Origin of the sequence: Candidatus Frankia nodulisporulans (assembly GCF_902806475.1) — a bacterium.
In the GTDB taxonomy this organism is placed as follows: Bacteria; Actinomycetota; Actinomycetes; order Frankiales; family Frankiaceae; genus Frankia; species Frankia umida.
The window spans coordinates 1-11556 of sequence record NZ_CADCWS010000133.1 but is presented as its reverse complement, the minus strand read 5'-3'; the positions used below and the strand labels follow the sequence as shown (position 1 = coordinate 11556).

General features: G+C 71.5%; 10 protein-coding genes. 5 read left to right on the top strand and 5 right to left on the bottom strand.

Annotated features, from left to right (window positions below):
- Positions 1–302: 302 nt before the first annotated feature.
- Complete coding sequence (locus G6R24_RS13110) at positions 303–2471, top strand: glycosyltransferase family 39 protein (RefSeq protein WP_163549536.1); 2169 nt, start codon at positions 303–305, stop codon at positions 2469–2471.
- 7 nt (positions 2472–2478) lie between these two features.
- Here the strand turns inward: G6R24_RS13110 and G6R24_RS13105 are convergent, their stop codons facing one another.
- The 3 genes from G6R24_RS13105 to G6R24_RS13095 form a co-directional block, all read right to left on the bottom strand.
- Positions 2479–3324, bottom strand: coding sequence for a transglutaminase family protein (locus G6R24_RS13105; RefSeq protein WP_163549535.1), 846 nt, complete (start codon positions 3322–3324; stop codon positions 2479–2481).
- A 194-nt stretch (positions 3325–3518) separates the two neighbouring features.
- Positions 3519–4472 (bottom strand): alpha-E domain-containing protein, encoded by a 954-nt coding sequence (locus G6R24_RS13100; protein WP_163549534.1) that lies wholly within the window; start codon positions 4470–4472, stop codon positions 3519–3521.
- Entirely contained in the window at positions 4466–6130 is a 1665-nt protein-coding gene (locus G6R24_RS13095; protein ID WP_163549533.1) for a circularly permuted type 2 ATP-grasp protein, read from the bottom strand. Before G6R24_RS13095 ends, G6R24_RS13100 begins: the two co-directional genes overlap by 7 nt.
- A gap of 327 nt (positions 6131–6457) precedes the next feature.
- Between G6R24_RS13095 and rfbB the strand changes: the two genes are divergently transcribed.
- The gene (rfbB, locus tag G6R24_RS13090) at positions 6458–7462 is read left to right on the top strand and encodes a dTDP-glucose 4,6-dehydratase (protein ID WP_163549532.1); all 1005 of its coding nucleotides are present in this window, start codon (positions 6458–6460) and stop codon (positions 7460–7462) included.
- Positions 7463–7471: 9 nt separating this feature from the next.
- On the opposite strand, the gene glgA is transcribed toward rfbB, so the two are convergent.
- Positions 7472–8671, bottom strand: coding sequence for a glycogen synthase (gene glgA, locus G6R24_RS13085; RefSeq protein WP_163549531.1), 1200 nt, complete (start codon positions 8669–8671; stop codon positions 7472–7474).
- Positions 8672–8914: 243 nt separating this feature from the next.
- Complete coding sequence (gene glgC / locus G6R24_RS13080; protein WP_163549530.1) at positions 8915–10153, bottom strand: glucose-1-phosphate adenylyltransferase; 1239 nt, start codon at positions 10151–10153, stop codon at positions 8915–8917.
- 430 nt (positions 10154–10583) lie between these two features.
- Between glgC and G6R24_RS13075 the strand changes: the two genes are divergently transcribed.
- From G6R24_RS13075 to G6R24_RS13065, 3 genes are all read left to right on the top strand, one after another.
- Positions 10584–10886, top strand: a complete 303-nt coding sequence (locus tag G6R24_RS13075; RefSeq protein WP_163549529.1) for a nuclear transport factor 2 family protein — start codon at positions 10584–10586, stop codon at positions 10884–10886.
- 27 nt (positions 10887–10913) lie between these two features.
- Positions 10914–11051 carry a hypothetical protein gene (locus G6R24_RS13070; protein WP_163549528.1) on the top strand — a complete coding sequence of 46 codons (138 nt, stop codon included), beginning with the start codon at positions 10914–10916 and terminating at the stop codon, positions 11049–11051.
- On the top strand, positions 11048–11556 hold a 509-nt coding region (locus tag G6R24_RS13065; protein WP_163549527.1), incomplete at its 3' end, for an epoxide hydrolase family protein. The genes G6R24_RS13070 and G6R24_RS13065, both read left to right, overlap by 4 nt.

Below are 11556 nucleotides of genomic sequence, written 5' to 3'. Positions count from 1 at the left end.
CACAGGGCGTGGCCCACAGCATGGCGGGCTTCGCCTCCCGCCGCGAACGCCGGGCCCCGTCGGGCCACGCCGGACCCGGCGGCGACCACCGCCGGCCCGGGCCACCCGACCCGGCGGGCATCCGACGCCCGCGACGTCGGCCGAAACATCTCCCCAACGACCACGGAACGCGCCCCGGCCACACAGAAAGTCCACAGGAAAGGCACAGCCTGAGCATTTCCCTGGAGATTTCTTAAAGAAGATTCCAGGACCATCAACCTGTGCTCAGCATTCCCACAGGTTGCACCACGAGTATCGGCCCCATGACGCAGCCGCCGGATCCGACCGGCCTCACCGTGCCCTCCGGCGCCCCGTTGGCGGCGGCCACCGGCGACGCACCGACGAAGGATCCATGGTGGGTACGGCCCGGGCTGGTCGGACTGCTCGGCGGCACGGCACTGCTTTACCTGTGGGACCTGAGCGCCTCGGGCTACGGCAACAGCTTCTACGCCGCCGCCGTCCAGGCCGCGACCAGAAGCTGGAAGGCCCTGCTGTTCGGGTCGCTGGACCAGGGCAACTTCATCACCGTCGACAAGCCGCCGGCGTCGCTGTGGCTGATGGGGCTATCCGGGCGGATCTTCGGGTTCTCCAGCTGGAGCATGCTCGTTCCCGACGCCCTGTGCGGGGTGGGCGCGGTCGCCCTGATGTACGCGCTGACGCGCCGCTGGTTCGGCCCGGCGGCAGGGCTGCTCGCCGGTGCGGTCCTGGCCCTCACCCCGGTGGCCGCCCTGATGTTCCGCTATGACAATCCGGACGGCGTGCTGACGTTCGTGCTGGTCGTGGCCGCCTACTGTCTGGTGCGCGCGCTGGACCGGGCGTCGGTGTGGTGGCTGGTCGGGGCCGGCGCGGCGCTGGGCCTGGCGTTCCTGACGAAGATGCTGCAGGGTTTCGTCGTCCTGCCGGCGTTCGCGCTGGTCTACCTGGTCGCGGCGCCGACCGGGCTGTGGCGGCGAAGCTGGCAGACGCTGGTCGGGGGCGCGGCCGTGGTGGTCGCCGCCGGCTGGTGGGTGGCGACGGTGCAGCTGTGGCCGCAGGGTTCCCGTCCGTACATCGGCGGATCGACCGACAACAGTGTGCTCAACCTCGCGTTCGGCTACAACGGCCTGGGCCGGGTCTTCGGCGGCAGCGGCAACCGCGGCGGCGGAGGCGGTGGCGGGTTCGGCGGCGACCGGCCGGGCTGGCTACGGCTGTTCGGCGACCAGATCGGCGGGCAGGTCAGCTGGCTGCTTCCGGGCTGCCTGGTGCTGCTGGTGGCCGGCCTGTGGCTGACCCGCCGCGCACCGCGCGTCGACCGTTCCCGCGCCGCCCTGGTGCTCTGGGGGGCCTGGACGGTCATCACCTCCGTCACCCTCAGCCTGGCCAAGGGGACGTTCCATCCGTACTACACGGCGTCGATCGCCCCCGGGATCGCGGGCCTTGCCGCCGCCGGCACCGCCGTGCTGTGGCGGGAACGGGTCGCCGTCCAGGCGCGGGCGGCCTGGGTCGCCCGGGGCGCACTGGCCGTGGCGGTCACGATCAGCGGGGTCTGGGCGTTCGTGCTGCTGGGCCGCACGTCGGACTGGTATCCGTGGCTGCGGGTGGTGGTGCTCGTCGCCGCGCTCGGCGCCGGACTGGCCGCTCTCACCCGCCGTGCCCTGACCGGACGCGGCGCGACCGTGCTCGTCGGCGCCGGGCTCCTGGCCGTGCTCGGCGGCCCGGCCGCCTACACCGCCGCCACCGTGACCACAGCCCAGAGCGGCGGTCAGCCCACGGCGGGCCCGTCCACCCGCGGCGGGGGACGCGGCACCTTCCGCCTCGCCGCCGGCCGCCTCACCACAGGCCAACGCGCCCGCGCCGGCGGCACGGGTGCCAGCGGCACGGGTGCCAGCGGCACGGGTGCCAGTGGCACGAACGGCCGCACCTCCCGTGGCGGTGCGGCCGGTGGTGGCATCGCGGCGGGTCGCGTCGCCGGCAGCGGGATGGGCGGTTTCGCTGGACCGGGCGGAGGCGGTTTCGGCGGCGGGGCCGCCACGAGCGGCCAGCTCACCGCGCTGTTGCGGGGCAGCCGGGGTTACCGCTGGTCCGCCGCGGTCGCGGGATCGTCGACGGCGGCGGGGCTGGAGCTCGCCACGAACACGTCCGTGATGGCCATGGGCGGTTTCACCGGCCGCGACCCGACCCCCACCCTGACCCGCTTCGAGCAGTACGTCCGTTCCGGCCAGGTGCACTACTACCTCGCCGGCGGCCAGGGCGGCACCACCACCGGGCGCGGCGGATTCGGGCGCGGCGGCGGGTCGACGTCCGCGATTTCCAGCTGGGTGGAGCAGCACTTCACGCCGCTGACGGTCGGCGGTCAGACCCTCTACGACCTGACCAGACCGCTCCCCGCCACCTCACCGACCGCCCGGCGGTCCGCCGCGGCGGCCGCGGCCCCGGCAGGCCGCGAAAGCTGACCCGGGTTCAGGCGAGACGGGTGACGTTGACGGTGACACCGAGGGAGGTGGAGGCGCCGCCGGAGTAGACGCCGCGCATGGGGGGGACGTCGTTGTAGTCGCGGCCGCGGGCGACGACGACGTGCTGCTCACCGGCGGGCACGGCGTTGGTCGGGTCGAAGCCCCACCATTCGCCGATCCAGCCCTCCACCCAGGCGTGTGACTGGCCGGCCACCGTCTCGCCGACGGCGGCGGAGGCGGACGGGTGCTGATAGCCGGAGACGTAACGGGCGGGCATCCCGGCGGCGCGCATCAGCACCAGGGCGAGGTGGGCGAAGTCCTGGCAGACACCCTCGCCCTGGTGCCAGGCCTCGACCGCGGCGGTGTGCACACCGGTGGTGCCGGGACGGTAGGTGAGCCGTTCCCGGACCCAGTCGCCCACGGCGGGGATGAACTCGGACGGGCTGTGCCGGGCGGCGAGTTCCCGGGCGGCCTCGACGAGCGCCGGGTCGTCCCCGGTGGAGGCGGAGGGGCGCAGGTACTCGACGAACTCGTCGGCGACCGGATCGGAGGCGAGCTGGGCCCAGGTGGGCGTGTCCGTCGGACGGACCGGCGCGGTAGCGGTCTGCACGATGGACCGGCCGGTGACGACCAGTTCGGTGTGCGGGGTGTGCAGGTCGAAGGCGGTGACCTGGGTGCCCCAGTAGTCCCAGTAACGGTAGGTGGTCGCCGCGGGTTCGGTGCGGACCGTGGCCTCGAGGGTGAGCTGGGCGTCGGCGGTCTGCGGGATGATCCGCACCTCGTTGTACGAGGACAGCACCGGACTCGCGTACCGGTAGCCGGTGGAGTGCTCGATCCGGATCTGCCAGCTCACCGGGCACCTCCGCGGGTGGGATCGGCTCGGCCGGGTCGGGCTGACCGACCAGCGGGTGCTCACCGGGCCGCCGCGCCGGGTCGCGGGTACGGCCCGGCGCCGCCAGACCCCGGTGCCGGCGCCTCGCCGGGGTGGCCGGGCGATACGGGTCGGGCTGGCCGGCCGCGTCAGGCGGTTCGACCGCGACGGTCGGTTCACGCCGGCACCTCCATCGCCCACGAGCGGGGCGCCTCACGGGCGAAGTAGCGGGCGGTCACCTCGGCGCTGACCGTCGAACAGGTGCTCTGCAACGAGGCAAGCAGATCAGGCATGTCGGCCACCAGGTCGTCGACGCTGTGGAACTCGAGTTCGGTGCGGGTCCGCCCGACCAGACGTCGGGCGGTGTCGTCGACGGTGGAACGCGGGCTGCCTCGGCCGCGTCCGCCGTCCAGTTCGGCGAGGATCTGCTCGGCCAGCGCCAGCGACCAGTAGACCGAGCGCGGGAAGAGCCGGTCGAGCAGCAGGAACTCGGCGACCCGGGAGGCGTCCACCGCCCGGCGGTAGGTCCGCAGGTAGGCCTCGTGGGCGCCGCAGGAACGCAGCAGGCTGATCCAGCTCTGCGAATGCGGATGGTCACTGATGCTGGACGACAGCAGCCGCGAGGTCATGTCGACCCGTTCGAGGCTGCGGCCGAGCACCAGGAAGCGCCAGCCGTCGTCCCGGGCGAGGGTCGCGTCGACCAGACCGGCGAGCATCGCGGTGCGCTCCCGGACGTAGCGGAAGAACACGTGCGGGCCCATCCGGCGGGCCAGCTCCTCGGTGTGCGGCAGGTCGTTCCAGGTGACGTTGAGGCACTCCCAGACGTCGCTGGAGACGACCACCCGGGCGGTCCGGGCGTTCTCCCGGGCCGCGCAGAGCGCCCCGGTGATGCTGAACGGACGGTCGGGGTCGTAGGCGAGGGTCTCGGTGACCCGCCGCGAGTCCACCGACAGGCCGAAATCGGCCGGCTGACCCATCGCGGCGAGCAGTTCACGCCCGGCGGACGCCCCGTCCAGCCACGGATCCTCGAGCACCCGGTGCACGTGGACGTCGAGGATGCGCGCCGTCGACTCGGCCCGTTCGACATACCGGCCGATCCAGAACAGTGACTCGGCGATCCGGCTCAGCATGCCGCGTCCCCGCTCTCCTGAGCGACCAGGTTCCGCCGCACCGCCTGGTGCCGGTGTGACTGGTGCCGGTGTGACTGGTGCTGGTGTGACTGGTTCTGTTGTTGCTGCTGTTGCTGGTCGGACGAGTCGACCGGGCCGAGGTCCGGGCCGGCCGCGGGGCGGACGTTGCCCACGGGGATGCGTCCGGGCGGGGCCTGCGGCACGCCACGGCCGGGGTCGCCGGCGAGCACCCAGGTGTCCTTCGACCCGCCGCCCTGACTGGAGTTGACCACCAGGCTGCCCCGGGGCAGCGCGACCCGGGTCAGGCCCCCGGGCAGCACCCACACTCGGTTGCCGTCGTTGACCGCGAACGGCCGCAGGTCGACGTGGCGGGGGCCGAGCCGCTCGTCCGCCAGCGTCGGGGACGTGGACAGCCGCACCACCCGCTGGGCGATCCAGCCACGCGGGTCCTCACTCACCCGTTCCCGCAGTGCCGCCAGCTCCTCGTCGCTGGCCTGCGGGCCGATGACAATGCCCTTGCCACCCGAGCCGTCCACCGGTTTGACCACGAGGGAGTCGAGATGGTCCAACACGTGGGCGCGCTGGTCGGGGTCCTCCAGGCGGTAGGTGTCGACGTTGGCGAGGATCGGCTCCTCACCCAGGTAGTAGCGGATCAGCTCGGGGACGTAGGTGTACATCAGCTTGTCGTCGGCGACACCGTTGCCGAGCGCGTTGGCGATCGTGACGTGCCCGGCGCGGGCGGCGTTGACCAGCCCGGCGCAGCCCACCATCGACTCGGGCCGAAAGTGCACCGGGTCGAGCCAGTCGTCGTCGACACGCCGGTAGACGACGTGCACCGGCTGCTCGCCCTCGGTCGTGCGCATCGTCACCTTGTTGTCGCGCACCGAAAGATCACGGCCCTCGACGAGCTCGACCCCCATCTGCCGGGCCAGCAGTGCGTGCTCGAAGTACGCCGAGTTGTAGACACCCGGGGTGAGCACGACGACCGTCGGGTCGGCGACCTCCGGCGGCGCCGAGGCGCGCAGCGCGTGCAGCAGATGGGTGGCGTAGTCCGCCACCGGACGGACCCGGTGCGTGGCGAACAGCTCCGGGAACACCCGGGTCATCGCCCGCCGGTTCTCGACCACGTAGCTGACCTCGGACGGCACCCGGACGTTGTCCTCCAGCACCCGGAACCGGCCGGCCTCATCCCGGATCAGGTCGATACCGGACACATGTGCCCGCACCCCGTTCGGCGGGTCGATGCCGTGCGCCGCCCGGTGGTAGTGCGCGCTGGTCAGCACGAGGCGACGCGGCACGATGCCGTCCGCGAGCACCTCGGCCGAACCGTAGAGGTCGGCGAGGAACGCCTCCAGCGCGAGCACCCGCTGGGTGACTCCCCGCTCGATGACCGACCACTCGTCGTCCGCGATCAGCCGGGGCACCAGGTCCAGCGGGAACGGGCGTTCCTCACCGAACAGGTTGAAGGTGATCCCGGCGTCGCGAAACGCGCGGTCCAACGCGGCCTTACGCGCGGCGAGGTCCGCGCTGGTCAACGGCTGCAACGCGTCGTACAGCGCGGCGTACACCTCCCGGGGGGTGTTCGATGTCTCGAACACCTCGTCCCAGGCCGCCGTGGCCGCCGCTTCCGCCGGATAACCCTCGAACAGGTCCGCCACGAAGCCGAGCGTAAAGTGCCCGTGTTACCTCCGCATGACGTCACGGCATGACGATCGGATGCTCACGGCCACCCCAAGGTGGCGACGTCGACGCCCGAAGGTGGGATGCCGCCGCCCCCGAGGCGGGATACCAGCGGGCCTAGGGGCGCGCGGGTGATCGCGGGTGCCGGGCGACTCGCGGCGGGAGCACCCCACCCGTCCGTCCCCGGCACGAGACGATGTACCCGTCCGGGTACCTCCGACCGCCCCGCCACCCTCCAGAACCGCCGCACGACCATCCACCCGCCGCGTGCACCGGAGCACGCGCGCTGACCGAAAGGCCGCACGATGTCGACGTTGCTGGTGACCGGAGCCGCTGGGTTCATCGGATCGAACTTCGTCCGCTACTGGCGTGAGCGGCACCCCGCGGACACGGTGATCGCGCTCGACGCGCTGACCTACGCCGGCTGCCGGGAGAACCTCGCCGACGTCGCCGATCGGATCACGTTCGTGCACGGCGACATCCGCGACGGTGGGCTCATCGAGGCCACCCTGCGCGAGCACTCCGTCGACATCATCGTCAACTTCGCCGCCGAGTCGCACAACAGCCTCGCGATCCTGCGCCCCGGTGACTTCTTCTCCACCAACGTGATGGGCACCCAGAGCCTGCTCGAGGCCGCCCGGACCGTCGGCGTCGCCCGCTTCCACCAGATCTCCACCTGCGAGGTCTACGGCGACATGGACCTCAACGACCCCGGCGCGTTCACCGAGAACTCCCCGTACCTGCCCCGCACCCCGTACAACGCGGCCAAGGCCGGCAGCGACCACGCCGTGCGCGCCTACGGCCTCACCTACGACCTGCCGGTCACCATCACGAACTGCTCGAACAACTACGGCCCGTACCAGTTCCCCGAGAAGGTCATCCCGCTGTTCGTCACCCGCGCGCTGCAGGGCGAGCAGCTCCCGCTCTACGCGTCGACCACGAACCGACGCGAGTGGCTGCACGTGATGGATCACTGCCGGGCGATCGACGCCGTGCTCGATCGCGGGCGGGTCGGCGAGACCTACCATGTCGGCTCCGGTGTCGAGGCCGACATCGAGACGATCGCCGACACGGTGCTCGCGGAGCTTGGCCTGCCCTCGTCGCTGAAGACGATCGTGCCCGACCGCCCGTCCCACGACCGCCGCTACCTGCTCGACTCCACCAAGCTGCGTTCCGAGCTCGGCTGGTCCCCGCTGATCGGTTTCAGCGAGGGCATGCGCTCCACCGTCGCCTGGTACAAGGAGAACGAGTCGTGGTGGCGCCCCCTGCTCGGCCGCTCCCCCGTCTCCGAGACCGCCTGGAAAAGCTGACCCTCGGACTCACGCGGGCCGCTGACCGCCCACCACGGAGGTGTAGAGGGCGGCGGTGCGCTCGGCCACGGCGGCCCAGCCGAACTCGGTGACGGCCCGGTCGCGGCCAGCTCGACCCATTGCCGTGGCTCTCGACGGGTCGGCGAGCACGGTGTTGATCGCGTCGGCGAGGGCCGGCGGGTCATCCGGCGGGACGAGCAGGCCCGTCACGCCGTCGTCGACGACCTCGGGGATGCCCCCGACCCGGGAGGCGACCACGGCGGTGCCACAGGCCATCGCCTCCAGGTTGACGATGCCCAGCGGCTCGTACACCGACGGGCAGACGAACACGGTGGCGTGCGAGAGCAGCTGGATGATCTCGGGCTTGGGCAGCATCCCGGACAGCCACACCACCCCGTCCCGGTCGGCCTGCAACCCGTCGACCAGCTTGGTCGTCTCCGCGAGCAGCTCGGGCGTGTCCGGCGCACCGGCGCACAGGACGAGCTGGGCCCGCCGGTCCAGCGCCGCGGCGGCGCGCAGCAGCACCGGCAGGCCCTTCTGCCGGGTGATCCGTCCCACGAAGATCACAATGGGGCGGTCGGGGTCGATGCCGTACTTCTCGAGGACGTCGGTGGCCGGGTCGGGCTGGTACTCCTCGGTGTCGATGCCGTTGCGGATGACGTGCACCCGGGCGGGGTCGACACTCGGATAGGCCGTGAGGATGTCGGTACGCATCCCGGCGCTGACCGCGACGACGGCCGCCGCCCCCTCGATCGCCACCCGCTCACACCACGACGACAGCCGGTAGCCGCCGCCGAGCTGCTCGGCCTTCCACGGCCGCTGCGGCTCGAGCGAGTGCGACGTCATGACGTGCGGCACCCCACCGAGCAGGGCGGCGAGGTGGCCGCCGAGGTTCGCGTACCAGGTGTGCGAGTGGATGACGTCCGCCCCGGCCGCCGCGGCGGCCATCGACACGTCCATGGACACGGTGCGCAGCGCGTCGTTCACCCCGTCCAGCGCCGCCCACGGACGGTGCGCGGTGACGCCCACCGTCCCCGGCCCACCGGCGATCTCGACCACCGGGGCGTCCTGTGGTGCGGGGCCGCGTCCCTCGCGGTGCACGCTCAGGTCGACCAGCCGGGCGAGCTCCCGGGCGAGGTACTCGACGTGCACCCCCGCCCCGCCGTAGACGTCCGGGGGGAACTCGCGGGTGAGCAGCGCGACGCGCATGGACGGTCTGTCTCCTCGACGTGATGGCACAGCCCAGGCGGGCTGCGCGGATGGCACCGGTGGCGCGGGCGGTTCCGCGGACCACCGAGACAGGACATACCGGGCAGTACATGCCGGGCAGGACCGTGTCGGCGGACCGGTTCCGCGGAACCCGGCGAAGCGGTTCCGCGGAACACCAGCCACAACGATCACGACGTCCGATCATCCCGGACGACCGTACGGTCGGACGGTCGGCCAGCCCGGTCAGTCGATCACGGTCAGGCCCTTGCCGACGACGGTGATGCCGCCCGGACTGACCGTGAAACCGCGGGCGCGGTCGCGTTCCTTGTCGACACCGACCTGCGCGCCCGGCGAGACCTGCACGCTCTTGTCCAGGATGGCGTCGCGCACGACCGCGCCGCGGCCGACGACCGCGTTGTCGAGCAGCACCGCCCGGTCGATCTCCGACCAGGAGTTCACCCGCACCCCGGGCGAGAGCACCGAGGAACGCACCGTCCCACCGGAGACGATCACTCCGTTACTGACGATGCTGTTCACCGCGCTGCCGGTGCGCAGCGGATCATCGTGGACGAACTTCGCCGGCGGCAGCGACGGCACACTGGTGAAGATCGGCCACTGCCGGTTGTACAGGTTGAACACCGGGTCGAGAGCGCACAGATCCATGTGCGCCTCGAAGTAGGAGTCCAGGGTGCCGACGTCACGCCAGTAGCCGTGGTCGCGTCCGGTGGTGCCGGGCACGTCGTTGGCGGCGAAGTCGTAGACGGCGGCGGTGCGCTGCGCGACGAGCATCGGGATGATGTCGCCGCCCATGTCGTGGCGGCTGTCCTCGTCGGCGGCGTCCTTGCGCAGCGCGTCGATGAGCACGTCGGTGGAGAAGACGTAGTTGCCCATGGACGCGAACACCTCGTCCGGGCTGTCGGGCAGACCCGGCGGGTCGGTCGGCTTCTCGAGGAACGCCTCGATGGTCCGTCCGTCCGGCCCGGTCTGGATGACCCCGAAGCCGCCGGCCTCGGCGCGCGGCACCCGCAGCCCGGCCACCGTCACCCCGGCGCCGGACGCCACGTGCTGGGCGACCATCTGCCGCGGGTCCATCCGGTACACGTGATCGGCGCCGAAGACGACCACGATGTCCGGATCGTCGTCGTAGACGAGGTTCAACGACTGGTGGATGGCGTCCGCGCTGCCGGCGAACCAGCGCGGCCCGAGCCGCTGCTGCGCGGGCACCGGGGTGATGTAGTTGCCCAGCAGGTTGCTCATCCGCCAGGTGGTGGTGATGTGCCGGTCGAGGCTGTGGCTCTTGTACTGGGTCAGCACGGCGATCCGCAGATAGCCGGCGTTCACCAGGTTGGACAGGACAAAGTCGATCAACCGGTACAACCCGCCGAAAGGAACGGCGGGTTTTGCCCGGTCGGCCGTGAGCGGCGACAGCCGCTTACCGGCTCCCCCGGCCAGTACCAGGCCGAGGACCCTGGGGCTCGGCACGGTCAGGCTCCCGTCTTGCGGCGCGATGGGACGACGACCCGCGGGATCTACCCCCCTGGCCGGCGGGAAACCTCCCTGAAACGAACGGATTCCCCCGGGATGACCAGCTCACCGCCAGTCGCCACTTGCGACCCTACAAGTCCAGTTCGCCGGCTCCACCGGGGGTGCCACCCTCGCCCGACCGGGCTACGCCCCGCAGCCACCCGGCCGCAGCCACCACCACGACCGCCCCGGCCACCACGACCGCCCGGGCCGCCCGGGCCGCCCGGGCATCGGAGCGGCCGGCTGTCGCTGCCCAACGGCAACACCCACCGACAAAGCGTCAACATCGTCCGGGTGCGGCGCATCGTGCCGGGACTGCCCGGCCAGCATCTCAACAGGCCGGCGGATAGGGTAAATGCCCCGACCTGGAAGTAAACGGAGGAAGCCGGTGGCAGCGTTATCGGACATCGAGCGCCTGATCGCGCTTGAGGACATCAAGCTCCTGAAGGCACAGCGCGACCGGTTTGTCGACACGAAGGACTGGGGCGCGCTGGAGACACTCCACGCTCCGGATCATCGTTCCGAGAACGGCGACTACCCACCGTGGACGACCGCCGCCGAAATGATCAAAAATGTGCGGGTCATCATGGAGCGGCTCAGGACCGCACACCACTCGCACACCCCGGAAATAACGTTCGACTCACCCGTAAGAGCACGGGGTATCTGGGCGATGACGGGTGTTTCCATGTGAGACCAGGGCGATGAGGAGCACTGGTTCGTGGCCTTCGGGCACTACTTCGAGACCTACGAGAAGCGGGACGGCCGCTGGCTTTTCACCAGCCGGAAGCTCACCTACCTCTTCAGCAGGACCTCGCCGGGTGGGATCTTCCCGCCACCCGCACCGTCGCAGGCATGACCGTTCACAGGCCGGTTGCGGACCCCGTCCTCGAGCCCTTCCGGGCGCGGGTGACCGAGGCCGAGGTCGCGGACCTGCGCGAGCGGCTCGGTCGCACCCGCTGGCCCGACCAGCTGCCCGGGACCGGCTGGGGCCTCGGCACCGACCGCGACTACCTGGTGGATCTGTGCGGCTACTGGCGGGACGCATACGACTGGACGGCCCTCGAACGACGCCTGAACGCCTTCCCCCAGTTCCGCACACACATTGACGGCCAGCGCCTGCATTTTCTGCATGTCCGCTCGCCGGTGCCGGAAGCCAGGCCGCTGCTGCTGGCCCATGGGTGGCCGGGCTCGATCGTGGAGTTCTGGGACGTGATCGGACCGCTGACCGATCCAGCTCGGCACGGGCTCGATCCGGGTGTGGCCTTTGACGTGGTGGTACCGTCGCTGCCCGGCTTCGCCTTCTCCGGCCCGACCACCGAATCCGGCTGGGACAGCCGGCGGAGTAACTGGTCAGGTAGCGC

Coding starts and splice junctions, on each gene's coding strand:
- rfbB (WP_163549532.1), top strand. CDS start 6,458: ATGTCGACGTTGCTGGTGACCGGAGCCGCTGGGTTCATCGGATCGAAC.
- glgA (WP_163549531.1), bottom strand. CDS start 8,671: ATGCGCGTCGCGCTGCTCACCCGCGAGTTCCCCCCGGACGTCTACGGC.
- G6R24_RS13110 (WP_163549536.1), top strand. CDS start 303: ATGACGCAGCCGCCGGATCCGACCGGCCTCACCGTGCCCTCCGGCGCC.
- G6R24_RS13100 (WP_163549534.1), bottom strand. CDS start 4,472: ATGCTGAGCCGGATCGCCGAGTCACTGTTCTGGATCGGCCGGTATGTC.